Genomic DNA, 24,784 nt, shown 5'->3' with positions numbered 1-24,784 from the left:
CGTGCAGCCGCTCGTTCGCCCTCCGCGACCGGGGCAGGAGCAACTCCTCGGTCGTCTCCGTGTGTTCGGTGTCCACGCCGGCCCTCACTCTTCTCTTTGCTTCAGGACCTCGGCGAGACTCGGCGCCTCGCGGTCCCGCTGGGACATCGATGTGGCCGGCAGCGGCCAGGGAATGGCGAGCTCCGGGTCGTCGAAGGCGATCGTCACGTCCTCGGCCGGATCGTGCGGGCGGTCGATCCGGTACGAGGTGTCGGCGGTCTCGGTCAGTGCCTGGAAGCCGTGCGCGCACCCCGCCGGGATGTACAGGGTCGCCTGCGTCTCGTCGGACAGCTCGAAGAAGGCCCGGTTGCGGTAGGTCGGCGAGTCCGGCCGCAGGTCCACGACGACGTCGAAGATCCTCCCGTACGAGCACCGCACGAGCTTGGCCTCACCGTCGCCGGAGCGCAGGTGGAGGCCGCGCAGCACACCCCGGACCGAGCGGGACAGGCTGTCCTGGACGAAGGCGTCCGGGTCGAGGCCCGCCGAGCGGACCACGTCGGCGTCGAAGGTGCGGCAGAAGAACCCGCGTTCGTCGGCGTACGGCGTCGGCTCGAACAGGTACGCGCCGGCGATCTCCGGGACCTCGGTCGCTTTCATGCTGTCTCCCGCGGGGCGTGGGCGTGGGCGGTTGCCGGGAACAGGGCCGCGGTCAGCGCGGTGAACTGGTGCCGAAGCTGCCGGGCGGCGGTCAGATTCCGCTCCGTGAGGGTCCGTCGCAGCTCCGCCGATCGCTTCTCCAGCGTCCGGAACTGTTCGAGCAGCCGGTCGGCGTCGACCTCGCGGGCCGGATGGCAGTACGCGCCGAGGCCCATCCGGTCCATGAGCGCGTCGCTCTTGGCCGCGTAGCTCAGTGCGAGCGTCGGGGTGCCGGCCTTCAGCGCGCAGACCAGGTTGTGGTACCGCGTGGCCACCACGGTGTCGGCGGCCGCCGCCTCCTTCATCAGGTCGGCGAGCGAGGCGGCTTCGGCGGCCGTGACCAGCGGCGAGTCCACCGCGTCGAGGATGGCGGCGACCACCGTCCCGTCGCACTCGTCGCCGGTGAGCAGCCGGACCGGCCTGCCCTCCTCGACCAGCGCTCGGACGAACCGGGTCGTCCCGTCGAGGTAGCGCCGGTGGATCTCCTCGGCGCGGCCGCGGTCGTCGTCGCCGCCGTGGAAGTCCATGACGCCGACGCAGACCGTGCCCGGCGGGCCCGAGGGAACGCTCGCCGGCGGCGCCGGCAGGGCGAACGCGAGGTCCGGGTAGACCTCGTCGCGCGCGGTGTCCACGCCCATCGTCCGCATCGCGTGGCGGGACGGCTCGTCCCGGTACGAGCGGTAGCCGGCCAGCCGCGCCGACCAGCGCACCAGGGTCCGCGTCGCCCGGTTGCCGATCTCGGCGGCGCCGACGCCGACCAGCGCCACCCGGGTGCCGAACAGGCGGCCCGATGCGCAGAGCAGGAACAGGGAGTACGGGAAGCCCCAGGGCCGCAGCGGCAGCGTGGCCTCCAGGACACCCATGCCCGGGACGATCACCACGTCGTGGCGGCGCACCCAGGCCGCGGTGCGGGCGACGTCGACGAGCTTGCCCAGGCCCTTCGCCGCGACGGCGCCCGCCCGGGACGCGGTCCGGTACTCCCCGCGGTACCAGTGCAGCCGCGTCGCGGGGACGCCGTACCGGGCCGTGACGACCTCGGGGCCGCCGCACAGCGCGTCCACGACCGCCTCCGGATGCTCGGCGCGGAGGTACCCGAGCACGGCCTCGAGCGAGCCGTCGTTGCCGAGGTTGCCGGAGCCGAGCAGGCCGAACACCCCCACGCGGGCAGCGGTCACGCCCGCCTCCCTTCCCGGCCGGCGACGAGGGCGTCGACGTCGGCGGTGAGCGCGCCCGGGTCGACCGCGGCGCGGTCCTCGACCCGCTCGCCGGCGCCCGGCCGGACCCGGCTGGTCATCCACGCGGCCAGGTGGCGGTAGCACGCGCGCCGGTCGGCCGGGGACAGCGGCGCCCGCCGGATCGCCGAGGCGAAGCCCCAGACGTACTCGGCGAGCAGCCGGGGCGTCGGATGCAGCGGGCCCGCCCGGCGCGGGTCCAGGTTGACGCACCGGGAGCGTTTGGAGGGGTTCGCCCGCTCGGCGCGGGTGGGGTGGTCGCGGCGGAAGTACAACAGCTCCGGCACTTGGTGGAAGGGCCCGTGCAGGGTGATCTCGGCGACGAACGTGCGGTCGGCGTGGTGGTAGCTGTCGTGCGGCTTCACCCGGCGCAGCATGTCGGCGCGCATCACCCCGTAGAAGTCGTCGCCGCCGGGCTCGAACAGCAGGCTGCGGAAGCGCTCCGGCGCGTGCGGCGAGTCGGTGGCGAGTCCGTACTCGTACGGGACCTTCACCCGGCCGTCGCCGTCGATGACCGCCTGGCCGCTGTGCGCGAGGATCACGTCCGGCCGTTCGTCCAGCGCCTCGACGCAGCGTTTCAGCAGGTCCCTGGCGTACAGGTCGTCGTGCGAGGCCCACTTGAACAGTTCGCCGCGGCACTCGGTGAACACGTGGTTGTGGTTCGGTGCGGCGCCGATGTTCCTCGGCAGCCGCAGGTACCGGATGCGCGAGTCCTTCGCGGCGTACCGGCGGCAGATGTCCTCGGTCCCGTCGGTCGAGGCGTTGTCGGAGACGACCAGCTCGAAGTCCTCGTAGGTCTGGCCGAGCAGGGCGTCGAACGCCTCGGCGAGGTACTCCTCGCCGTTGTACACGGGCAGGCCGATGCTCAGCCTGGGTTGCGCGGTCATGAGGTCCTCACTTCGGGAAGGGGATTGCGGTGGCGCTCGCGCAGGGCGGACCGCAGCTGCAGCCACCACACGGCCGAGCTGCAGACGGTGGCGGCGGCCACGCCCCAGGCCGAGCCGACCGTGCCGGCCGCGGCAGCCCCGCCGAGTCCTCCGCCGACGTAGCAGGCGGAGGCGAAGAGCTGGCTGCGCAGGCTGCGCCGGGCCGCGCCGAGGGCGCGCAGCCCGGCCGCGGCACCGGTGCCGAGGCCTGCGCCCGCCACGCCCAGCGTGGCCGGCACGATGAGCTGCGCGGCGGAGCTCCAGACGTCGCCGAGCACGAACTCGCCGGGCCCGTCCGGTACCAGCAGCAGCGCGGCGCCCCAGAGCAGCGCGGCTACGGCCTGCCCGGCACCGAGCACGAGGCAGAAGGCGGCCAGCCGGTGCGGGGCCCGCCGCAGCACCCGTGCAGCCTCCGCGACGGTCACCAGCGACAGACCCATCAGCACGGCGAGGAACGGGCCGAGCAGGAGTTCGGCGCCGCGGATCGCGCCCACCGCGCCCACTCCGACGATCGCGCCGAGCCCGTACGCCCGCAGCTGGCTCGCGCCGCTGACGCCGACGTTCTCGACCAGGTACCGGTAGCTGAGATCGCGCTGCTCGCGCAGCCACTCGCGCGCCCCGGTCGTCCGGGGGCGGATGCCGGACTGGAGGCATCCGTAGACGGCGGCCACCGCAGCGGAGGCACCCCACGCGAGGACGAAGGCGGCCACGCTGCCCACGCGGGCCGCCACCACCATGGCGGGGACGAGCGCGACGCCCCACACGAGGTCGTTGACGAAGGCCTTCCGCCCGGTGCCGGCGGCGAAGAACGAGTACCGCCAGGCGTCCTGCAGCAGCAGCCCCGGCAGCACGAGTCCGAGGCAGGCGAAGGCGGGCCCCACCCTGCCGCCGACAGCGAGGCCGACCGCCAGGCACATCGCGCCGATGGCCGCGCCGACGCAGAGCGCGGTACCCGACGACCGGGCCACGGCCCCGCGCCAGGACGCCTCCGGAACGCCGCTGAAGCGCACCACGAGCGGGTCGGTGGCCAGCCCGCGGGAGACGCTGAGCACCACGCCGTAGGTCACCCAGGCCAGGCCGAACACGCCGAACGCGGTGACGCCCAGCGAGCGGGCCACGTAGATCCCCACCGCGAAGTTGGTCATGCTGGAGGCCGCTTGGTCGGCCAGCCCCCAGGACAACCGGCCGACCATGGCGCGCTTGGCGGTCGCCACCGCCGGCCTCGTCGCCTCCCCCTCGGTGGTCATCGGCGTCATGCCTTGATCAGCCCGGCGCCGCGCAGGGCGTCGGCCGCGACGGCGACGGTCTGGAACGGCAGCCCTGACCGCTCGGCGATGTCCAGCAGCGTGTGCTCGCCGTCGGAGAGGTTGAGCACCCAGAGCATGGCCATCTGGGCCTGCTGGGTGTCGCTGCGGCCGCCGAGCGCCTCGTACAGCCCGCGCCGGCCCAACTGCGGCTCGCCGTACGGGCTGAGGTTGACGTACTGGCGGTTCCGGTCGAGGACGGCGAAGGCCTCGCGGCAGACGGCGAGGGTGTCCGCCATCGCGTCCGCGGAGACGAAGTCCGGGTTGTCCGCCGATGTGTGGTACTCGGGGTAGCCGGCGTACGGCGTCCGGCTGAGCGAGCCGACGCCGAGATCGAATCCGGGTGAGCAGTACTGCCGTTCGTCGTAGCCGTAGGGGGTGAACTCGGTGATGCGGTGCGGGCGTTCGGAAGTGGTCAGCACGTGGCGCAGCACACGGTCGATCTCCGCGTCGCCACGCCTGCTCTGCTTGTAGGTCAGTTGGCCCCGGTCACCGGCGCAGGCCAGCACCAGACCGTGCCTGACCCGCTCGATGCGCTCCGCGTTGCGGGCCAGCCACGTGATCGCCCCGATGGTGCCGGGCGCGTAGATGAACCGGTAGGTGTAGTACGGGGTCTGCTCGGCAAGCGCCCGGGCCAGGAACGTCGCCACCGCGATGCCGGCCAGGTTGTCGTTGGCCAGCGACGGGTGGCAGACATGGCACGAGACGATCACCTCGTCCGGGACCTGTCCGGGGATCACGTGCTCGGCGTAGGTGAGGTGGCCGTCGGCGAGCGTGGAGTCGATGCGCACCTCGTAGTCGCCGTCCGGAAGCGCGTCCAGGGTCTCCTGCGCCAGACAGAATCCCCACTCCGGCTTGTAGTAGCTGGTGCGGTACGGCACCCAGGCGGGGTGGTCCGGCAGGGTGTGCAGGTGCGGGCGCAGCTCGGCCAGCGGCATCGTCGCCGACACCGGCACGCTGTAGCCGAGCACGTGCAGGCTGGACGCGGCGAAGTCGACGACCCGGTGGCCGGCGGCGTCGGCGACGTACGCGTCCCGGATGTTCCACTCCTGCGGCACCGTCCAGTCGAGCACCTGGGTCCCGGTCGGCACCTCGTGCACCTGCAGCGGGAGGTATTCGCCGACGATCTCCAGGGTGGCGCGCACCCCGTCGCCGGTGATGCTCCGGCAGAGCGGGTACAGCCGCTCCACCAGCGCGTGCATCTCCTCGCCGGACGTGGTCATCGGCGCCACCGCAGGGTGTCGTCGACGGTGCCCGCGTCGGACGCCGCGCGCAGCACGGCGAGCCGGGTGAAGCGCTGCTCGAAGTTCTCCCGGGTCAGCCCGTGTTCACGGTAGGCGTCGGCGAGTTCGAGCGCGCCCTGCTTCACGGTCCACTCGCAGTCGAAGCCGGGCACCGCGGCGCGGAACCGGGAGAAGTCCACCCGGTACGACCGCGGATCGGCACCGTTCTCCCCGGTGATCACCACCTTCGCGCCGGACACCGCCTCGGCGACCTGCTCGGCGATCTCGGCGACGGTGACGTTGTTGGTCTCGCTGCCGATGTTGAAGGCCCGGTCGTGCACCGCCTCCCTGGGAGCGGCCAGCGCGGTGGCGAAGGCCCGTGCGATGTCGGCGGCGTGGACCAGGGGGCGCCAGGGGGTGCCGTCGGAGAGCACGAGCACCTCGCCGGACAGGAGTGCGTGGCCCACCAGGTTGTTCAGGACGATGTCGGCGCGCAGCCGGGGTGAGAAGCCGAAGGCGGTGGCATTGCGCATGTACACGGGGCTGAAGTCGCCGTCGGCCAGGGCGTGCAGGTCGTCCTCGACCCGCACCTTGGACTCCGCGTACGGCGTCACCGGGCGCAGCGGCGCGTCCTCGGCCACCAGGTCGTCACCGCCGGCGGCGCCGTAGACCGAGCAGGTCGACGCGTACAGGAAGCGCCGCACTCCGGCGTCGCGGGCCAGCCGGGCCAGCCGCACGGACGCGTGGTGGTTGATGTCGTAGGTGAGCTCCGGCGCCAGCGAACCCAGGGGGTCGTTGGACAGCGCGGCCAGGTGGATCACGGCGTCCACCCCGGCCAGGTGCTCGGCCGTGACGTCGCGCAGGTCCACCCGGTGCCCCCGCGGGTCCGCGGGCGGCGGGCCGAGCACGCAGTCGGCGAACAGGCCGGCGTCGAGGCCGACGACCTCGTGTCCGGCGGCCGCGAGGACCGGGGCCATCACGGTGCCCAGGTAGCCCTGATGTCCGGTCAGCAGTACGCGCAAGGTTCATTCCCCCAGGTCGAGAGTGAGTTTGGTGACGGCGAAGGCCTCGGCGTAGCGCGCGTGGCATTCGATGCCGCGGATCCGCGCGAGGCCGAGGAAGGCCTCCCGGTCGTACCAGGGCCGGTGCCGCTGCGAGGGGTAGTGCTCCTGCAGCAGCCGCACCTTCCGTTCGGCGGTCTCCGGCGACAGCGGCTGGTAGGCGGCCGGACGGCCGAGATCGCCGTCCCACTTGACGATCTCGTAGCCGAGCACCAGGTGGTCCCGGTATGCCGTGGTCATCAGCCGGGCCAGTCCGCGGTGGTCCTGGTGGGCGTCGTCGGTCCGCGGGGCGAGCACCAGGTCCGGCTCGGTCTGCGCGCGCAGTTCCTCGACGGCGGACTTGGCCTCCTCCCAGTGCGCCGGGAGCCGGCCGTCCGGCAGTTTGTGCACGGTCAGCCGCAGGTCGGCGCCCGGGCAGAAGGCGGCCAGCGCGGCGTGCTCCTCGTCCTCCCGCTCGCTGCCGCCTCCGGAGAGCACGGCCGCGTCGACGCGGATCCCCGGCCGGGCCAGGCACATCGTCAGCAACGTGGCACCGGCGCCGATGGCGATGTCGTCGCAGTGCGCCCCCACCGCGACGATCCGGTCCAGGCGGCCGGTTCCGAGCCTGATCACGCGGTCCTTCCCCTGCTGCCGGTCGCGCCGGCCGGTATGCCGTCCCGCTCCCACACGGCCCAGGGGCGCTCGCCCCGGGCGTAGGCGTCGTCGAGCGCGGCCCGTTCCTTCACGGTGTCGGTCGGCTTCCAGAAGCCGCGGTGCCGGTGTGCCACCAGCCGTCCCTGCTTGGCCAGTTGGGCGCATCCGTCGGCGACCAGGTCCCCGTTCTCCGGGATGTGGTCGAAGATCTCCTGCCGGAGCACGAAGTAGCCGCCGTTCTCCCACAGCGGCAGTTCGCTCACCGCGGTGATGCCGCCCACCAGTCCGTCCTCGCCCAGTTCCACACAGTGGAACGAGGACTGCGGCGGCACCACCATCATCGACGCCCCCGCGTCGCGCCGGGCGAACCGGTCGATCATCTCCGGCAGCGGGGCGTCGGTGAGCACGTCGGCGTAGTTGGCGAGGAACATCTCGTCGCCGTCCAGGTGGTGGCGTACCCGGCGCAGCCGCTCCCCGATCGGCGACTCGATGCCGGTCTGCACGAACGTGATCGTCCAGTCCGATATGTCGGTGGACAGCAGCTCGGTCCGCCCGCCGCGCAGCACGAAGTCGTTGGACGTCGTCTCCTCGTAGCCGAGGAAGAAGTCCTTGATGTGGTGGGCGCCGTACCCGAGGCACAGGATGAACTCCGTGTGCCCGAAGTGCGCGTAGTAGCGCATGACGTGCCAGATCAGCGGGCGCGGGCCGACCATCGCCATCGGCTTGGGCACGTCGTCGGAGGCGCCGTTGCGCATGCGCATCCCGTAACCGCCGCAGAACAGAACGACCTTCACGACTTGACCTCGACAATGCTCAGTTCCGGGATGGGAAAGACGAGACGGCCGCCCCACTCGTGCACGAACGACAGTTGCTCGACCAGCTCGGCCCGCAGGTTCCACGGGAGGACGAGCACGTAGTCCGGCCGGTCGGCGGCGATCTGCTCGGGCGGCAGGATCGGGATGCGGGTGCCCGGCGTGAACCTGCCGTGCTTGTAGGGGTTGCGGTCGACCGTGTACGGCAGCAGGTCGGGCCGGATGCCGCAGTGGTTGAGCAGGGTGTTGCCCTTGCCCGGGGCGCCGTAGCCGACCACCGTCTCGCCGCGCTCGGCGGCCTCGACGAGGAACCGGAGGAGGTCACGGCGTACCTTGGCCACCCGGTCGGAGAACTCGGTGTATCCGGACAGCTCCTGCAGTCCGGCGGCCTTCTCCCGGGCCAGCACGTCGACCACGCGCGCGGTCGGCTCGCCGGCCACCTCGACGGGCCGGGCCCACAGCCGGATGGAACCGCCGTGCGTGGGCAGCAGTTCGACGTCCACGAGCGCGAGTCCGCCGCTGGCCAGCGCCCGGATCGCGGAGGCGACCGTGTAGTACTGGAAGTGCTCGTGGTAGATCGTGTCGTACTGGTTCTCCTCGATCAGGGTCAGCAGGTGCTGCACCTCGATGGAGACCCAGCCGTCGTCCGCGACGAGCGCGCGCAGCCCCTGGGTGAACCCGACCACGTCGGGGATGTGGGCGTACACGTTGTTCGCCACCACCAGGTCCGCCGGGCCGTGCTCGGCGCGGACGGCCGAGCCGGTGTCCGGGTCCAGGAAGGCGGTGAGCGTGGCCACACCCGCCTCCCGTGCCGCGGCGCCGACGTTCACCGACGGCTCGATGCCCAGGCAGCGGATCCCCCGGTCCACCACGTGCCTCAGCAGGTACCCGTCGTTGCTCGCGACCTCGACCACGAAGGCGTCGGTGCCGAGCGCCAGGCGCTCCGCGGTGTCGGTGACGAACGTGCGCGCGTGCTCCACCCAGGACGTCGAGTAGGAGGAGAAGTACGCGTACTGCGTGAACGTCTCCTCCGGTGTGATCAGCGGAGGGATCTGCGCCAGCCAGCAGTCGGTGCAGACCCGCAGGTGCAGCGGGTACGTCGGCTCCGGCCGGTCCAGTTCGTCCGCGGCGAGAAAGCTCTCACACGGCGGGGTCGCCCCCAGATCGACGACGCTCGCCAGCGTCGCCGAGCCGCAGAGTCGGCATCGTGTCATCTACTGTTCCCCATCCCCCCTGCTCGCGCGGGTGTCCCCGCCGCGAGCCAGTGCTGACCGACCCGCGATCGCGGTGCGGTATTCCTCCAGGAGGCGCTCCAGCCCGACAGCCGGGCTGAAGCCCTTCTCGTAGCGGCGCCGGGCCGCCTCCCCCATCTCCCGGTTGCGGTCCGGCTCGGCCGCGATCCGGCGCAGGCAGGACGCGAGCGAGGCGGGCTCGCCCGGCCGGTGCAGCAACCCGGTCACCCCGTCCTCGACCAGTTCGACGAAGGCGCCGTGACCGGCGGCGACCGTCGGGACGCCCGCCGCCATCGCCTCCACGACCACCAGGCCGAAGGCCTCCAGCCACGTCGAGGGCGCCACCACCGCGACCGACCGCGCGACGGCCTCGCGGCTCTCCGCCGCGTCGTACAGGCCGACGTAACGCACGTCGTCCCGGCCCGCCGCCCAGGCGGTCACCTCCTGCTCCAGCGGCCCCGTGCCGGCGATGACGAGCGGCACCCCCGGACCGCCGCCGGCGGCGATCTCGTCCCAGGCCGCCATGAGCAGCCGGACGCCCTTCGCCTCCGCGAGCCGGCCGAGGTAGAGCAGGTGCTCGCCGGGACCCTCCCGGCCGGCCCCCGGGTCGGGCACGAAGTTGTGCTTCACCGCCAGCCGTTCGGCCGGCAGACCGGCCCGCACCAGGACGTCGCGCTGGGCCGCGGAGATGCAGAGGAACCGCTCCACGCCGGACCACCACCGACGCCGGTTGACCGACAGGCTGACCGCGAGCGGCACCGTCGCCAGCCGGGAGTTCCGGTAGCAGCCGTGCCGGACCGCGGGCAGCGGGGTGGACCCGACGCACTCGGTGCACGGCCGTCCGTCCCGCTGCAGCGTGCCGGGCGGGCAGATCTGCGTGTAGTTGTGCAGCGTGGCGACGGCGGGCACGCCGACGTCGGCGCAGGCCGCGAGCACCGCGGGCGACAGGAGCGGGAAGACGTTGTGGACGTGGACCACGTCCGGTCGCTCGGCGCGCAGCCGGGCGGCGAGTTCGGTGCGGACCGCCGGGTTCCACGGCACGCGCAGCGGCACCGCGACCTTGGCGAGCAAGGACATGGCGGCGATGTCGTCGCTGCGCCGCTCGAACACCTCGACCCGGTGGCCGGCCGCGCGCAGCAGCTCCACCTCCTGGTCGACGACCTTGTTCTCCCCGCTGGGCTGCGCCGAGGCGTAGTGGTTGTGCACCACGAGGACGCGCATGCTCAGGTCACCTCCGATTTCCGGGCCCATCGCGGGATGTGCCGTCGCGGGTCCGCGGGCGTCGGGAGACCGGTGGCGGCGGCGGGCGCGGCCAGCAGCGAGGCGGCCACGGCCAGATGCAGCAGGTACGGCGAGGCGTCGCCGAGGCCCGCCTCGGTGTAGGACGCGATCGCGCAGTAGCTGATCAGGAAGATCGCGCAGGCCCGCGGCAGGGACGGCGGCCGCAGCAGTGCGACGCCGCCCAGCACGACGATGATCGCCGCCACCAGGGCGACACCGGTCAGACCTTGTTCGTGGTAGACGGCGAGCCAGCTGTTGTCGATCGGCAGGCCGCCGAACGACTTGTCGCCCAGGCCCATGCCGAACACCTTCTCCCCGGTGGTCCGGGGCGCGGCCAGCAGGGCGTCCCAGACCTTGGCCCGGCCGGTGAGTTCGGAGAAGTTCTCCTGGCTCTGACCGCGCAGGAACCATGCCCGCAGCGCGGAGGCGAACCCCACCGCGGCCACCGCGGCGCAGAGCACCGCCCAGGTGAAGAACCGGCGGGCGGCGGCGCTGGTCAGGACGAGCGAGCCGATCGCCAGCGTCAGCCCGATGAGCAGACCGAGCGTCGCCGTGCGGGTATGGGTCAGCGCGAGCAGGACGAGTGACGGCACGATGACCACCGCCGCGCCCGCTCTGTCGGTCCGGCGCCCCAGTACGAGCAGCACGGTGAGTCCGATGATCACCGCCGCGTACTGCCCGATCTGCGGCGGGGTGAGCGGCCACAACGCGCCGACCAGCCGGCCGCCGTAGAGCTCGGGCAGGGCCGCACCGGGTGAGATGACCAGGCCGGCGGCCACCGACCCGAGCACGGCGAAGTACATCCGTATGTGGTGCCGGACGAACGTCGGACCTCCGTCCCACCAGCGGCTGATCAGCCACAGCGTGCCGACGAAGAGGGCCAGCCGGGCGCAGCGGAACAGCGCGCCGAACCCGGACCCCAGGTTCGCGCTGGAGATCAGGCTCGGCACCAGCAGCAGCGTGAGGAGGAGCACGAAGGCGCTGGGCCGGATGCGCAGCCGCAGATTCACCGCCAGCGCCAGCGCGAACGCGGCGACGAGCGCTCCCATGGTGACCATCTGGATGAGTGAACGGGGCAGCGGGACGATGGTCTTCGCCCCCGCGGACCCGAGGGTGTTGAGGACCAGCAGTCCCCAGACGGTCCCGATGATCTTCGGTGTGCCGGAAGGGCGCGGTTCGGTGCGGGGCCGCGTGCCCGCCGTGTCCGGTCCGCCCGGTGCCCCCGGCCGCAGGTGTTCGGTCATCTCAACCACCGGCCCGCGGGTCGAGGGTGCTGCCCTTGTCCTGCCGGTAGGGCGCGGCCTGCCACTGCACGAAGTCGAGCACGCGGCTCGGGTCGTGGGCGACGAACTTCCAGGGTCCTGCGTAGACGTTGTCGTGCCAGCGGTTGTGCTGTTTGTCGGTGACGGCCTCGGCGACCCGCTCGCCCTGGTAGGGCGACCAGTCCGGATAGGTGCCGTAGTTGGCCAGCACGGCCATGCGGTCGCACTTCGACGTGCACTTCACGACGGACTTGTCGAGCACGAAGCGGTTGGCGTGGATGTCCACCCGCTGGGTCTTCCACCGGCAGTCGTCGTACAGCGGCGAGGTGGCGATCGCCGGCTTCGTGCAGCGGTCGGTGTCCCGCACGAGCAGGGTGCAGTCGCCGGACGAGGTGTTGGCCGGGCTGTTGCAGAACCGGTCGGCGTTCTCCCAGAGGGTGATGCCGGACCAGTTGTCCTCCAGCACGTTCCGGTAGATCTCGATCTTGTCGGTACGGGCCGGGATCCGCGGTTCGCCCCCGGACTCGGACAGGTAGACGGTCGCGAACGGGAAGCTGTCGCCGCGGTCCGCCGCCTTGCGGCCCTCGACCCAGTTGTTGCGCCGGATCGTGTTGTTCCGGATGACCGCGTTGTAGCTGATCTCGTAGATCAGGGCGGCCCCGTCGTTGGTCTCGAACACGTTGTTCTCGATGCGGAAGTCGTTGTTGTTGGTGTCTGCCCACAACCCTGTCCCGCGGTTGTCGTGCACCCAGTTCCCGCGTATGTCGGCGCCGTCGACGGCCCAGAACTTCACGCCTCCGGTGCAGCCGCAGCCCTTGCGCCGCCGCTCCCAGTCGCCGGTGTTGTTGCCCACGATCTCGTTGCCCTCGACCACCAGGTCGCGGAGGGGGCCGCCGGCCTTGTACGCGTTCATGCCGTACTGGCCGTTGTCGCGCAGGCAGTTGGCGCGGACCTGCTGGCGCGCACCGGCCATCAGCCCGGCGCCGGAGTTGTTCTGGATCGTCGCGTTCTCGATCACCCACCCGTCGGCCGAGTCGTGGTTGACCACGCCCTCGTCCCGCGGCGCCACGAAATGCTGCACCGTCAGGTGGCGGATGGTGACGTCGCGGGCGCTGCCGCCGAACGCGTACTGGTTCTTCTTCCGGCCGTCGAGCACCGCGCCCGGCGCACCGAGGTAGCGGTCCCCCCGCTTGGGGATGACCTGGGCGTAGCGGTCCGGGTCGAGCCTGTGCCTGCCCGGTCGAAGCCAGAACGTGGTGTTCGGAGGGCTGCTCTTGGTCTTCGCCGCCAGGTCGCCGACCACCGCCGGGTCGACTGTCACCGCACCGGCCGGCGCCTTCGCCGGTCCGGCCGCGGGCTTGGCGCACACCCGGGCCACGGAGCGGGCCGCGGACGTGGACGGCGCGGCCTTCGGCTCGGCCGCGGCGCCCGGGGTGCTCTCGCAGCCGGTCGCCGTCAGCAGGATCAGCGTCAGCGGTGCCGCCGCCCACGCCCAGTGCCGCCTCTTGATTCCCACGCGCCCCCCTAGCCGTGGAACCTGAGCACGGTGGTGAAGCCCTCCGCGCCGTCGGCGAAACCGGTGCCGACCAGCGTCGTGGTGGGTTCCTTGCGCCCGAAGCCGGCCGAGTACCAGCCCAGCGGCGGGTCGCTCTCGCCCCGATGCGCCTGCCAGCTGAGCCCGCCGGGCAGGTCGAGCACCGCGGAGCGCCCCTCGCCGTCCCTGATCCAGGTGAGCCGTGCCCGGTCCCCCACCAGGTCCGCGGCGATCGCCGGACCGAGGTGGAACGCGAGGCGCACGGCCCGGCGGGGGCCGCTCACCTCGTCGACCACCTTCAGCTCCCGGCTCGCGGCCGTCAGCTCCACCCGGCGGCGGTGCACGGAGCCCCGGTATCCGTCGTGCTCGGCGGACCAGCGGGCCACGCCGTCCCCGGAGGTGTCCGCCACCAGGACGCGGGTGCGGGCGTGCCGGGTCCACAGGAACGGGCCGCCGGAGCCGGACTGGTCCTCGCCGTCCAACTGGAGGGTGTTGTGGCCGAGGGTCGATCGGAAGTACTGCCGCCACCGGGGTTGCCCGTGGTAGCAGAACGTTCCCGGATCGGCGAGCACATCGATCCCGTCGTGCCGGACCTCCACGGACAGCGCGTCCGCGTGGGCGTGCGCGGCGATGGACAGGAAGCCGTGCGGGCCCCCGTCGCAGCGGCACCAGATCTCCTCGGGGCCCCGCAGGACGGTCATGCCCGCGTCGGCGAAGTGGTCCGGCCGGCTCGCCGGGCGGGTCACGGCCGGTGCGGTGGGCCGGATGAGCGCCGTCAGCAGGGGCGTGCGCACATCGGTGCCGGTCACGGCCGGCCACCAGTCGAGCCGGCCGAACACGGCGTCCCCGGTGGCCAGCAGCGAGGCCCAGCGGTCGGTGCCCGGGCCGTCCAGGACCAGACCGTGCCCGTCGTCCGCGTCCCCCTGGCGCGGCGGACGCAGCCGGTTGTCCACGACGGCCGCGAGCGCGTCGGTCATCCGCAGCAGCACCAGCCGGACGGACGAGGGCACCGGCACGTCGGCGGCATCCGCCTCGGCCACTGCGGCCAGGCCGAGTTCCAGCACGAGTCCGTGGTACTCGGTGGCCAGCTCCCGGTTGAGTCCGGAGGGGAAGGTGTTGCCGCGCAGATGACGCTCCAGCAGCCGCAGCGCGCCGGCCCGCCAGCGCTCCGAGGAGGGGAACCACCCGAACGCGCAGGCCGCCGCCAACTGCCCGGCCGCCTCGGCGACGACGTGGTTGTTCGCCGAGGAGCCCCGGCTGGGGAAGGCGGCCAGCCAGCGCTGGTGGTGCCAGATCTGCTCCAGCGCCACCGGGTCGTCCTCGAACAGCCCGGCCGCGCCGGGCCATCCGTCGAGCAGCCGGCGGATCCACACCCAGGACAGCAGGCGGATGCCCAGCTCGATGCCGCTGATCCAGTGCACGCCGCGCAGCGGCGGGTTGGCCGCCCACCACGACCGCAGGTGCGCGGCGACCCGCTCGGCGTACCGCTCGTTCCCGGTGATCGCGTAGGCGGCGGCGAGCACGGTGAGGTACTGGTGCCGGGACAGCTCCCAGATCTGCTTGATGTCCCCGGCCGTGTCCTCGTCCCGGTACGGCACGTCGAAGGCGTAGCCCGAGGGAGCCCGGCGGCCGGTCTTCGGGTCGTACCACCAGTCCGGGTCGGCCAGGTCGTCGCGGACCACCCCGAAGTACTCGACGTGCCCGTCCATCAGCCGGTCGGCCTCGGCGACGAGACGTTTCACGGCGTCCGGAGGCAACGCGGCCATCGTCCCGGCGGGCAGCACCGCGGTGAACCGGGCCCCGGTCGGCTTCGGGCACTCCGGTCGCGCCGAGCGCCACCGCCGCCTGCGCACGGCGTCGCCCACCCGGCCGCCGACCTCCCGCGGTCCCATCCGGGAGAGCCGCCGCAGGTACCAGCCCGCACTCATGGTCATCGCGTTCTCGCCAACGTCACCGGCGCGCCGCCGGCCAGCCCGGCCTGCACGGCGAGGGTGGCCGCCGTGGTGGCGACCAGCGACTCCAGCGGCACCGGCATGGGCCCGCCGGTCCGCACGGCCTTGACGAAGGCGGCCAGCTCGGCCGACTGGCCCTTGTCCCGGGCCTTGGGCAGCCGCGAACTGACCCACCGCTTGCGGCGGCTGTCGTACACCGAGGCACGCACGAAGTCGTCGAGCCGCAGCACCCTGCCGTCCGCGACCAGGTCCAGGGTCTCCTTGGGGAAGCCGGGCGCGCCGGTGGTGACGTAGCTGATGGTGGCGGTGGACCCGTCGGGGTAGCGCAGCACGACCTGCAGGTCCTCGTTGTCGGACGTGCCGATCGTGTACACCGAGACCGGGTCGGCCCCGAGCAGCCAGCTCGCCGTGTCGATGAAGTGGCCGCCCTCGCCGACGAACCGCGAGCCCTCCGAGCCCTGCTGGAGGTACCAGCTGCCGTGCTGCAACCGGCCGGCGTTGACCAGGTAGCGCAGGCTCGCCGGACCGGTCCGGGCGCCGAACCGCTTCCTGGCCTCGTTCAGCATCGGCGCGAAGCGGCGGTTGAAGCCGACCTGCAGCCGGTCGTTGCCGGACTCCTCCACGGCCGCGAGCACGCCGGCCAGTTCGTCCTCGGTGAGCGCCAGCGGCTTCTCCACGAACACCGCCTTGCCGGCCAGCAGGGCCTTCCGGGTCAGTTCGGCGTGGGAGCTGTGCCGGGTCACCACGAACACCGCGTCGATCGACTTGTCGCCGAGCACGGCGTCGAGATCGGTGGTCGCCTCGGCGAAGCCGAACTTCCGCTGCGCGTTGGCCGCGGAGAGTGCCGTCGTGGTGACGACCGTCGACAGCGTGACGCCGTCGCGCTGTGTCAGGTGCGGCAGCAGCATCGACGTCGCGTAGTTGCCCGCGCCCACGAACGCCAGCCGCACCGGCGCCGCGGCGGCCCGGGTGGAAGCCGGTACCCGGCCACTCCCTCGGCTCACCGCGGGCACGGTCACCGCCGGGGCCGCCGCGTCCGCCGCGTGTTCGGGGTAGCGGAACAGCACGGCCACCGCCTTCAGGTCGCCGTCCTTCAGACGTCGGTACGTCTCGACGGCGTCGTCGAAGTCGGCGACGTGGGAGACCAGCGGCTCCACGTCGACGCTGCCGCGGGCCAGCAGGTCGAGGAAGCACGCCAGGTTGCGGCGCTCGGTCCAGCGCACATACCCGATCGGGTAGTCCCGCCCCTCAAGCTCGTACTCCGGGTCGTAGCGCCCGGGGCCGTAACTGCGGGAGAACCGGACGTCGAGTTCCTTCTCGTAGTACGCGTTCCACGGCAGGTCCAGCCGGCACTTGCCGATGTCGACGACCCGGCCGCGGTCCCGGCAGAGCCGGGCGGCCAGCTCGACGGGCTGGTTGCTGCCGCCGCCGGCGGCCAGGTACACCTGGTCCACACCGTGACCGCCGGTGAGTTCGGCGACGGCGGTTTCCACGGCCGCGGACGCGGGATCCCCGCAGGCCGCCGCGCCCAGGCGCTCGGCGAGCTCGCAGCGCGCCGGGTCGGGGTCGGCGCCGACGACGCGGACCCCCGAGGCGGTGAGGAGCTGCGCCACCAGCTGCCCGATCAGGCCGAGGCCGATGACCAGCGCCACCTCGCCGAGCTGCGGCTCGCCCTGGCGCACGCCCTGCATCGCGATCGACCCGACGGTGCCGAAGGCGGCGTGCCGCGGCGCGAGGCCGTCCGGAACCGGGGCGTAGAGGTTCTTCGGCACCCAGTTCAGCTCGGCGTGCAGCGCGTGCTCGTTGCCGGCGCAGGCCACGAGGTCGCCGACCTTCACGTCGTCGATCCCGGCGCCGACCTGCTCGACCACGCCGCACAGCGAGTAGCCCAGCGGCGTGTAGGAGTCCAGCTTGCCCATCACCTTGCGGTACGTGGCAGGCACCCCGTTGGTGGCCACGCTCTGCATGACCTTGGCCACCTGGTCCGGCCGGGACCGGGCCTTGCCCAGCATCGACATGCCGGCCTCGGACACCTTCATGAGCTCGGTCCCGGTGGAGATCAGCGAGTAGGCGGTGCGGACCAGCACCCCGCCCGGCTTGCAGCCCGGTACCGGAACGTCGAGCACGGCCAGCTCGCCGCTCTTGTAGTTCTGGACAACCTGTTTCACGCGAAAGTCCCCTTGTTCCTAACGTCGTCTGCTACGCCGAGAAGTGAGCGCTCCGGCCGGAGCCGGAGGTCGCGTCCCGGTACCAGTACTCGAGGGTCAGCACATGCCACAGGTGCTTGGAGTAGTCCCGCTGTCCGGCCGCGTCCTCGGCGACCATGCGCGCCAGCGCTTCGCGGCGCAGGATCCCGGAGTTGACGAGCACGCCGTCGTGCACGACCTCGCGCACCAGCGGTGCCAGATCCCGGCTCATCCAGGCCCGCAGCGGGGCGCTGAACAGCCCCTTGGGCCGGTGGACGATCTCCCGCGGCAGGACCGACAGGGCGGCCTCCTTGAGGACGGCCTTGCCCTGTCGCCCCACGATCTTCCGTTCGCCGGGCACGGCGAACGCCGCCTTGACCACCTCGACGTCCACGTACGGCACCCGCACCTCGGTCGACGCGGCCATGCTCGACCGGTCCGTGTAGGTGAGGTTCAGGCCCGGCAGGAACATCCGGGCGTCGCCCAGGCACATGCGGTTGACGAAGTCGTCGAGGTCGTTGTCCTGGTAGACGTCCGCGTGTTCGGTCAGGACGTCGTCGACGGTCCCGGCGAGGTCCGGATCGATCAGGGCGAGCAGTTCGTCCTGGTCGTACATGGTGTAGCTGCGCCGGAACGCGGTCTCCTCCGGCAGGTCGGCGAAGGAGAGGAACCGCTTCGCGAACCGCACCGAGCGGTATCCCCGACGGGCCGAGGCGACCGGCAGCCGGTCCACGGCCCGGGACAGCCCGCGGCGCAGCGGCCGGGGCACGCGCTGGTAGCGGAGCGCGAGCAGGTTGGCCAGGTGCTTGCGGTACCCGGCGAAGAGCTCGTCGGCGCCCATCCCCGAGAGCATCACCTTGACCCCGGCCTCCCGGGCGGCCGAGCAGATCAGGAACGTGTTGATCGCGGCGGGGTCGCCGATCGGCTCGTCCAGGTGGTAGGTCATCCGCGGCAGCAGGTCGAGGACGTTCGGGGCGATCTCGATCTCGTGCAGATCGACCCCGAACCGCCGGGCCACCTGCCGGGCGTAGCGCAGGTCGTCCGGCATCGCCTCGAACTTGGCGTCCTCGGCGCGGAACCCGATGGTGTAGGCGGAGATCCCCGGCTGGTGGCGGGCCGCCAGCGCGGTCAGGTAGCTGGAGTCGAGACCTCCGGAGAGGAAGGTCGCCACGGGCACGTCGGACAGCATGTGCCGCCGGGTCGACTCCTCGACGATCCCGGCGAGGTCCGGCTGTGCGCCGCTGCGGGCCGACTCCTGCCCCTCGGCGGCGACGTCCTTCAGGTGCCAGTACCGGCCGCGCTCCACCCGGCCGTCGGGCCGGCACCGGAGCCAGCTCCCCGGCGGCAGCTTCTCCGCCTCGCGGAACGCGCACCGTGAGTCCGGCACCCAGTAGTACAGCAGTGAGGCCACCAGCGCCGCGTGGTCCACCTCCAGTGACCCGCCGGTCGCGGCGGCGAGCGCCTTGAGTTCGGAGGCGAACACCAGGCCCGGGCCGCGCCGGAGCAGGAACAGCGGCTTGATGCCGAGCTGGTCGCGGGCGAGTACCAGTTCACCGGTGCGCTCGTCGAAGATCCCGAACGCGAACATGCCGCGCAGCCGGGGCAGACAGTCCGTGCCCCAGCGCCGCCAGGCCTCCAGCAGTACCTCGGTGTCGGAGGTACCGCGGAAGCGCACCCCGGCGGCCGTCAGCTCGGCACGGAGTTCGGGCGCGTTGTACAGCTCGCCGTTGTACGTCAGGACGAGGCCGTCGGAGACCATGGGCTGGGCGCCGGTCTCGGACAGGTCGATGATGGCCAGCCGACGGTGCCCGAGGTGCACCTCGCCGTCGCCGACGGGGTGGCTGTACCGGCCCGCCCCGTCCGGACCGCGGTGGGCGAGGGTGTCGGTGAGCCGGTCGGTGACGACTTTCCCCTCCGGCCATCGGTAGGTGCCTGCGATGCCACACATGTGCTAGCGCGCCTCCTGATCGTTGTCCGGGACCCGTGCGGCCCACAGCGGCAGGCGCTCCGCCCGCAGCCGGCCGTCCCCGTTCTGCCGGTCCGGACGCTCGCTCCGGCCGCGCAGCGCGGTGTACAGGCCGTCCCACAGCGTGCCGTCGGTGCGGTCCCGCGGATCGGGGTCGATCAGCACCACCCCGATCACCGGTATGCGCTGGTCCGCGAGCTGCCGTGCCACGGTGTGCAGCCATGCCGCGCTGCTGTGCCCGGCGCGCACGACGAGTACCGTCCGGGTACCGAGGTACTGGAGGTCCGTCCAGGCCGTGCCGGGCGCCACCGAGCCGACACCGAGGCGGCGCTGCTCGGGCGGCACGGTCTCGGCGCGCTCGCCGCCGACCACGGTGGGGTCGCCCGGTTTCGGGCGGCGGCCCGCCAGCTGCCGGCCGGGCAGTCCGTCGACGACGACCACCGAGCCCTCCGGCATCAGGGCCGCGGCGAGGTCCAGGGCGAGCGCGCTCGTGGCTCGTGCACAGCCCAGTTCCAGCAGGGAGACGGGACCGGCGGAGCCGCGTACGGCGCGGGCGAGCGTCGCGGTGAGCCGGTCGCGTGCCGCCCGGGTCCGTCGGCGCCGCCACCGTCCGCCCGACCGGCGGGGCAGCTCCGCCATGACCGAGGCTCCCAGGTTCGCCGCGATGTCCCGGCGCAGCACGGGGCGGTCGGCCACCACCGCGCCGACGGCCGCCAGCACGAGCCCGAGGACGAGCCCGAGGACGAGGCCGATCGCGGCGTGGGTGGCGGCGGCCTTGGGCAGGGAGTGCCGCACCGCGCGCGGGGCGTCCACGATCTGGGTACCGGAGATGATCTTGGGTGTGCCGGTGCGGGCCTCCGCGGCGCGCTGGTCGAAGTCGGCGATCCGCGAGTTCAGTTCGGCCCGGCGGGCGAAGAGCGACTCGATGCTCGCCGACGCCTTCGGGTCGGTCTGCTCCGGCGACCGGTCCCCGATGGCCTTGTTGACCCGGCCGAGTTCGTCGCGCATGCGGTCGCTCTGGTCGCGCAGGGCGGCGGCTTCGGCCTTCGCGGTGTCCCGCATCCGCCGCACGTGGTCGGCGACGAACGCGTCGGCGAGCGCCTTGGCCCGGGCCACCGCTTCCGCGTCGGTGTCACCGGTCACGTCGATCTGCAGCAGGTTGTTGGTCAGGCCGGTGCCCCGGTAGTCCTTCATGAAGTCCGCGGCGCTCTCGGAGGAGTCGAGGGCCCGCAGCGCCATGGTGGCGATCCGCGTGGTGCCCAGCAGCTCGACGTCGGTGCGGATCAGCGTTCCCGTGTCGTTCGGCTGGTCCTCCTGGTGCGAGACCAGCACCTTGGTCACCGCGGTCGGTGGCGGCGGCAGCAGGACCGCCACCGCCACGCCGACCAGCAGCCCGAGGAGCGCCGTGAAGCACCACAGACGGCGGCGTCTGCGCACCGCCACCACCAGTGCCTGCAGGTCGAGGAGCGGTACGGAGGCCGACTGGTTCGAGGACGTGTGCGTCGTCACGCTGAGCCTCCCGTCGCGCGGCCGCGAGCGGCGAGCGCCGGAGTGGGACCGTCGAGGGGCAGTCCGGCAGAGCGCGTCGTACCGTCCCGGACCGTGCCGGCCACGACGATGCCGACGAGCTCGTGCCCGCCGTCCGCGCACGCCCCGGCGATGCCGGCGAGCTCCTCCGCGGTCCAGCTGCCGGGACTGAGGACGACCAGGGCACCGGACTCGGTGTCGCGGTCCGGTACCAGCGGCCGGGACACCGAGACCTCCGCCACCCGCAGCAGCGGATCGCCCTCGGCCTCGGCGGCGAGCTGCCCGGCGGCGCGGCGGGCGACGGTGTCGCCTGCGGGTACGACGACCAGCAGCCGCCGCGGGGCGGGCAGTTGCTCCCGGAGGCGGGCGCACACGCGCCGGTAGCGGATCCGCCTGCCGGCCTCGTCGACGGATTCCCGCGGGGCCGGTACGTCCCACCGGGTGTCGAGGCCGACGAGTCGCCGGAACCGGGCCCGCGAGGTCCGGTCGTCCGGCCGGTGGGCGGTTCGTTCGTCGGGCACGTCGACGGCGCCCAGCAGTGCCGCGTCCAGCGCCGCGGCGATCTCCGCCTCGGTGCGGAGCCGGCGGTTCATGCGTGCGGCGGCGAGATGACCGACGACCGACAGCAGGAAGAACAGGAGCGCCCCTCCGACGACGAGTTGTATCCGCGTCGGCGGTGTCTCCCCGGTCGGCCGGGCCGCCGGCCCCATGACGACCATGCCGGCCTTGTTGTTCGCCGGGTCGGCCTGGTCCAGTTTCGTCATGGCCTCTTCCAGCGACTGGCGCAGCTTCTCGAGCGTGGTGCGGGCCTGCACGCTCTCCACGTTGCGGCCCGGGTCGGCCGCCTTGGCCAGGTCGGAGATGCGGCGGTTGGTGTCCTTCACCTGCTGCCGCAGCGCCTCGGCCTCCGAGGTGGACTGGTCGGTGCCGCCGCCCGCGATCCGGGTGGCGAATCCGACGAACTGCTGGGCCACCTCGTCGGAGAGCTGCTGTGCCCGCTCCGGGGTCTCGGCCCTGCCCGAGATCGTGATGATGTTCCCGTCTGCGGCCTTGGCACTCACCCGGTCCCGCAACTCGTCGCCGTCCACGCGCGTCCAGCCGAGCGCGGCGGCGGCGCGGTCGACCACCGTCGAACTGCTCGCGAGGTCCACCTGGGTCAGCAGTTCGCGTTCCTCCCACTGCCCCGGCAGCAGTACCGATGCGGACGCCGTGTACCGCGGCGGGAACACCAGCGAGGTGCCGTAGCCGACGAGGGCGCCCACCGCCGCGAGGACGGCGAGGAGCCGCCATCGCCGACGGAGTATCCGCCCGAGGGTGACCAGGCGGATCGTGTCATCACTCAACGGCGCGGCCTCTTCCCTGTTCGTTCCGGGCCGGCCGCCGACACCGCGGTGCGGTCGCGGCAGGCGGCGGCGTAGGCGGCGAGGAGCGACGCCTGCGAGTTGCGCCAGGAGAGTTCTCCGGTGATCCGTTCCTGGCCGATCTTGCCCATCCGGGCGCGGGTCTCCGGATCGTCGAGTAGCTGCACGATGAGCCCGGCGAACGCGGCCTCGTCGTTGGCGGGCGCGTAGACGGCGGCGTCACCCGCGGAGACGCGCGCCTCCCGGAGGTCGAACGAGACGATCGGCCGGCCCATCGCCATGTACTCCAGGACCTTGTTCATGGTCGACACGTCGTTGAGCGGATTGCGCGGGTCGGGGGACAGACACACGTCGGCGGTGGACAGGTAGCGCACCAGGTCGGCGTCCGGAATGCGCCCGGTGAACTGCACCTGATCGGAGAGACCGAGCTGCCCGGACAGCTCCACCATCGCGTCGAAGGCGTCGCCCGCACCGACGAACACCGCGTGCCAGTCCGTCCGTCCGAGCTCGTCGCGCAGCTTCGCCAGGGCGCGCAGGGCGTAGTCGACACCGTCCTGGGGGCCCATGACGCCCAGGTAGCACAGCAGATGGGGCTTGCCGTTCTTCAGCTCGGGCTCGGGCGGCACCGGTCGGAAGCGGTCGACCTGCGGCGCGCTGCGCACGACGAACACGTCCTCGGGGCGACGGCCGCCGCGGCGCACCGCGGTGTCCCGGTAGCTCTCGTTCGTGGCGAGCACGACGTCGGCGGCCCGATAGGTGAGCCGTTCCAGCGCGCACACGCCGCGGTAGAGCAGATCCTCGCCGCGGTCGAACCGGGAGAGGTACAGCTCGGGGACCAGGTCGTGCTGGTCGAAGACGAAGCGGGCGCCGCGGCGCTTCAGCCACAGTGCCGGCAGGAAGAGCAGGTCGGGCGGGTTGCACGCGTGGACCACGTCGACGGGGCCGACCTTGCGGGCCAGCCGGGCCGTGTGCCACAGGGCGGAGCCGTACTCACGCAGATAGCCGGCCGGCCCTCCGGTGGCCGCGCGCAGCGGGTAGCGGTGGATCCGCACCCCGTCGATCTCCGCCTCCGGCTCCGTGTCCCGTTTGCTCCCCTGGGGGCAGATGACGTGCACCTGCCAGCCCGCGTCGCGGAGTGTCGTGCACTCCTGCCACACCCGGCGGTCGAACGGCACCGACAGGTTCTCCACGAGGATCAGCGCGCGCCGGTCCGGCCGGTCGCCGCTGACTGCGTCACCAGGCAAGGCCCATGTATCCCGGTTCGGTCCGACGCGTCTCGGCGTCGGGAAGGCGGACGAGGTCGATGATCGCCGGGCCCTCCCCGTGGGGAAGCGCCGACAGCACAGCCGGATCGCTGGTCCCGACGAGGCACACCTCGGCGTGTTCGAGCACCTCGTCGACCGAATCCGCGAGCAGGTGCGCGAGGTGCGGCAGCCGGGTCTCGATGTACTCGCGGTTCGCGCCCATCAGCCGGGAGAGGCTCACGTTGGCGTCGTGGATCCGCAGGTCGTAGCCCTTGCCGAAGAGCCGCTCCGCCAGTTCGACGAGCGGGCTCTCGCGGAGGTCGTCGGTGCCCGGTTTGAAGGACAGCCCGAACAGTCCCACCCGGCGCTTGCCGGTGCGCTCGACCATCTCCACCGCGCGTTGCAGATGGGCGGAGTTGGAGGGCAGCACGTGGGAGAGGATGGGCACCGAGACGTCGGCCCGCTGTGCCGCGTGGACCAGGCTGCGCAGGTCCTTGGGCAGGCAGGAGCCGCCGAAGGCGAAGCCGGGCCGCAGATAGGCGGGGCTGATGTTCAGTTTGTGGTCGGCCAGGAACACGTCCATCACCTGGTGCGAGTCCACCCCGAGCGCCTGGCACACCGCGCCCAGCTCGTTCGCGAAGCCGATCTTCAGGCCGTGGAACGAGTTGTCCGCGTACTTGATCGCCTCGGCCACGGGGACCGGCACCCGGAACACCTCGCCGGGCAGGCCCTCGTAGAGCGCCGCCACCACGTCGCCGCTCGCCGGGTCGAGCTCGCCGATGACGGTCTTGGGCGGGTCGAAGAAGTCCCGCACGCTCGTGCCCTCGCGCAGGAACTCGGGGTTGACCGCGACCCCGACGTCCACTCCGGCCGTGCCGCCGAGGTTCTTCTCCAGAATCGGCACCAGCAGGTTCAGACAGGTCCCCGGAAGCATGGTGCTGCGGAAGACGACCGTCTGGCGCCCGCCCCGCTCGGCCAGCGCTGCACCGATCTGCTCGGTGACCCGCTCCAAGTACGTCGTGCACAGGCTGCCGTTGGGCTCCGAAGGCGTACCGACACAGATCAGCGACACCTCGCTGCCCATGATCGCCTCGCGGACGTCACCGGTGGCCCTCAGGGCTCCGCTCCGCACGACGTCGGCGATGAGCTCGCCGATCCGCTCCTCGACCACCGGGGCCTTGCCGTCGTTCACCAGGTCGACCTTGAGCTGGTTGACGTCGACCCCGATGACCTCGTGCCCCATCCCGGCCAGGCACGCAGCCGACACGCAGCCCACGTAGCCGAGCCCGAAAACGCTGACTCTCATGACCCGTTCCTCCCCCCAGGCAGGCCCTTTCGGCCTGCGGTCCGTGCGCCGGCCGAACGACGGCTCC

19 protein-coding genes are annotated in these 24,784 nt (G+C 72.5%); all 19 read right to left on the bottom strand.

Going from position 1 to position 24,784, the window contains the following annotated elements:
- Positions 1 to 84 precede the first annotated feature (84 nt).
- From rfbC to ACZ4NT_RS12215, 19 genes are read right to left on the bottom strand one after another with little or no spacing between them, the layout of a single operon-like run.
- Positions 85 to 636 carry a dTDP-4-dehydrorhamnose 3,5-epimerase gene (rfbC, locus tag ACZ4NT_RS12305; protein WP_467725051.1) on the bottom strand — a complete coding sequence of 184 codons (552 nt, stop codon included), beginning with the start codon at positions 634 to 636 and terminating at the stop codon, positions 85 to 87.
- Positions 633 to 1,850 (bottom strand): polysaccharide pyruvyl transferase family protein, encoded by a 1,218-nt coding sequence (locus ACZ4NT_RS12300; RefSeq protein WP_467725049.1) that lies wholly within the window; start codon positions 1,848 to 1,850, stop codon positions 633 to 635. Before ACZ4NT_RS12300 ends, rfbC begins: the two co-directional genes overlap by 4 nt.
- The gene (locus ACZ4NT_RS12295; RefSeq protein ID WP_121408476.1) at positions 1,847 to 2,794 is read right to left on the bottom strand and encodes a glycosyltransferase family 2 protein; all 948 of its coding nucleotides are present in this window, start codon (positions 2,792 to 2,794) and stop codon (positions 1,847 to 1,849) included. The genes ACZ4NT_RS12300 and ACZ4NT_RS12295 overlap by 4 nt, the downstream gene beginning before the upstream one ends.
- Complete coding sequence (locus ACZ4NT_RS12290; protein WP_121408477.1) at positions 2,791 to 4,080, bottom strand: hypothetical protein; 1,290 nt, start codon at positions 4,078 to 4,080, stop codon at positions 2,791 to 2,793. The genes ACZ4NT_RS12295 and ACZ4NT_RS12290 overlap by 4 nt, the downstream gene beginning before the upstream one ends.
- 5 nt (positions 4,081 to 4,085) lie before the next feature.
- Positions 4,086 to 5,369 (bottom strand): DUF4910 domain-containing protein, encoded by a 1,284-nt coding sequence (locus tag ACZ4NT_RS12285; RefSeq protein ID WP_467725047.1) that lies wholly within the window; start codon positions 5,367 to 5,369, stop codon positions 4,086 to 4,088.
- The gene (locus ACZ4NT_RS12280) at positions 5,357 to 6,382 is read right to left on the bottom strand and encodes an SDR family oxidoreductase (RefSeq protein ID WP_121408479.1); all 1,026 of its coding nucleotides are present in this window, start codon (positions 6,380 to 6,382) and stop codon (positions 5,357 to 5,359) included. The genes ACZ4NT_RS12285 and ACZ4NT_RS12280 overlap by 13 nt, the downstream gene beginning before the upstream one ends.
- Before the next feature lie 3 nt (positions 6,383 to 6,385).
- The gene (locus ACZ4NT_RS12275) at positions 6,386 to 7,033 is read right to left on the bottom strand and encodes a PIG-L deacetylase family protein (protein WP_121408480.1); all 648 of its coding nucleotides are present in this window, start codon (positions 7,031 to 7,033) and stop codon (positions 6,386 to 6,388) included.
- Positions 7,030 to 7,848, bottom strand: a complete 819-nt coding sequence (locus ACZ4NT_RS12270; protein ID WP_121408481.1) for a glucose-1-phosphate cytidylyltransferase — start codon at positions 7,846 to 7,848, stop codon at positions 7,030 to 7,032. The genes ACZ4NT_RS12275 and ACZ4NT_RS12270 overlap by 4 nt, the downstream gene beginning before the upstream one ends.
- Positions 7,845 to 9,080 carry a class I SAM-dependent methyltransferase gene (locus tag ACZ4NT_RS12265; protein WP_467725044.1) on the bottom strand — a complete coding sequence of 412 codons (1,236 nt, stop codon included), beginning with the start codon at positions 9,078 to 9,080 and terminating at the stop codon, positions 7,845 to 7,847. The genes ACZ4NT_RS12270 and ACZ4NT_RS12265 overlap by 4 nt, the downstream gene beginning before the upstream one ends.
- Complete coding sequence (locus ACZ4NT_RS12260) at positions 9,081 to 10,319, bottom strand: glycosyltransferase (RefSeq protein ID WP_467725042.1); 1,239 nt, start codon at positions 10,317 to 10,319, stop codon at positions 9,081 to 9,083.
- Positions 10,320 to 10,321: 2 nt separating this feature from the next.
- Positions 10,322 to 11,623 (bottom strand): O-antigen ligase domain-containing protein, encoded by a 1,302-nt coding sequence (locus ACZ4NT_RS12255; protein ID WP_467725041.1) that lies wholly within the window; start codon positions 11,621 to 11,623, stop codon positions 10,322 to 10,324.
- A gap of 1 nt (position 11,624) precedes the next feature.
- On the bottom strand, positions 11,625 to 13,157 hold the full coding sequence (locus tag ACZ4NT_RS12250; protein WP_467725039.1) for a right-handed parallel beta-helix repeat-containing protein: 1,533 nt from the start codon (positions 13,155 to 13,157) through the stop codon (positions 11,625 to 11,627).
- 8 nt (positions 13,158 to 13,165) lie between these two features.
- Complete coding sequence (locus ACZ4NT_RS12245) at positions 13,166 to 15,109, bottom strand: heparinase II/III family protein (RefSeq protein ID WP_467725037.1); 1,944 nt, start codon at positions 15,107 to 15,109, stop codon at positions 13,166 to 13,168.
- On the bottom strand, positions 15,106 to 17,295 hold the full coding sequence (locus ACZ4NT_RS12240) for a bi-domain-containing oxidoreductase (RefSeq protein ID WP_467725035.1): 2,190 nt from the start codon (positions 17,293 to 17,295) through the stop codon (positions 15,106 to 15,108). Before ACZ4NT_RS12240 ends, ACZ4NT_RS12245 begins: the two co-directional genes overlap by 4 nt.
- Positions 17,296 to 17,326: 31 nt before the next feature.
- Positions 17,327 to 19,261 carry an asparagine synthase (glutamine-hydrolyzing) gene (gene asnB, locus ACZ4NT_RS12235; protein ID WP_467725033.1) on the bottom strand — a complete coding sequence of 645 codons (1,935 nt, stop codon included), beginning with the start codon at positions 19,259 to 19,261 and terminating at the stop codon, positions 17,327 to 17,329.
- 3 nt (positions 19,262 to 19,264) lie between these two features.
- Complete coding sequence (locus ACZ4NT_RS12230) at positions 19,265 to 20,788, bottom strand: Wzz/FepE/Etk N-terminal domain-containing protein (RefSeq protein WP_467725031.1); 1,524 nt, start codon at positions 20,786 to 20,788, stop codon at positions 19,265 to 19,267.
- The gene (locus ACZ4NT_RS12225) at positions 20,785 to 22,149 is read right to left on the bottom strand and encodes a Wzz/FepE/Etk N-terminal domain-containing protein (RefSeq protein ID WP_467725029.1); all 1,365 of its coding nucleotides are present in this window, start codon (positions 22,147 to 22,149) and stop codon (positions 20,785 to 20,787) included. Before ACZ4NT_RS12225 ends, ACZ4NT_RS12230 begins: the two co-directional genes overlap by 4 nt.
- A complete protein-coding gene (locus ACZ4NT_RS12220) occupies positions 22,146 to 23,411 on the bottom strand; it encodes a glycosyltransferase family 4 protein (protein ID WP_121408491.1) in 1,266 nt (421 codons plus the stop codon). The genes ACZ4NT_RS12225 and ACZ4NT_RS12220 overlap by 4 nt, the downstream gene beginning before the upstream one ends.
- Positions 23,401 to 24,717, bottom strand: a complete 1,317-nt coding sequence (locus tag ACZ4NT_RS12215; RefSeq protein WP_121408492.1) for a nucleotide sugar dehydrogenase — start codon at positions 24,715 to 24,717, stop codon at positions 23,401 to 23,403. The genes ACZ4NT_RS12220 and ACZ4NT_RS12215 overlap by 11 nt, the downstream gene beginning before the upstream one ends.
- Between the last annotated feature and the right edge of the window lie 67 nt (positions 24,718 to 24,784).

It is taken from the genome of Streptomyces sp. NPDC026417, from assembly GCF_055567695.1.
Note: the sequence above shows the minus strand (reverse complement) of the source record. Positions and strands in the feature narration are given on the sequence as shown.

Bases quoted from the DNA above. Each gene is read 5' to 3' on its own strand.
- ACZ4NT_RS12260 (WP_467725042.1), bottom strand. From the start codon at position 10,319: ATGCGCGTCCTCGTGGTGCACAACCACTACGCCTCGGCGCAGCCCAGC.
- ACZ4NT_RS12295 (WP_121408476.1), bottom strand. From the start codon at position 2,794: ATGACCGCGCAACCCAGGCTGAGCATCGGCCTGCCCGTGTACAACGGC.
- ACZ4NT_RS12265 (WP_467725044.1), bottom strand. From the start codon at position 9,080: ATGACACGATGCCGACTCTGCGGCTCGGCGACGCTGGCGAGCGTCGTC.
- ACZ4NT_RS12245 (WP_467725037.1), bottom strand. From the start codon at position 15,109: ATGACCATGAGTGCGGGCTGGTACCTGCGGCGGCTCTCCCGGATGGGA.
- ACZ4NT_RS12215 (WP_121408492.1), bottom strand. From the start codon at position 24,717: ATGAGAGTCAGCGTTTTCGGGCTCGGCTACGTGGGCTGCGTGTCGGCT.
- ACZ4NT_RS12290 (WP_121408477.1), bottom strand. From the start codon at position 4,080: ATGACCACCGAGGGGGAGGCGACGAGGCCGGCGGTGGCGACCGCCAAG.
- asnB (WP_467725033.1), bottom strand. From the start codon at position 19,261: ATGTGTGGCATCGCAGGCACCTACCGATGGCCGGAGGGGAAAGTCGTC.
- ACZ4NT_RS12255 (WP_467725041.1), bottom strand. From the start codon at position 11,623: ATGACCGAACACCTGCGGCCGGGGGCACCGGGCGGACCGGACACGGCG.
- rfbC (WP_467725051.1), bottom strand. From the start codon at position 636: ATGAAAGCGACCGAGGTCCCGGAGATCGCCGGCGCGTACCTGTTCGAG.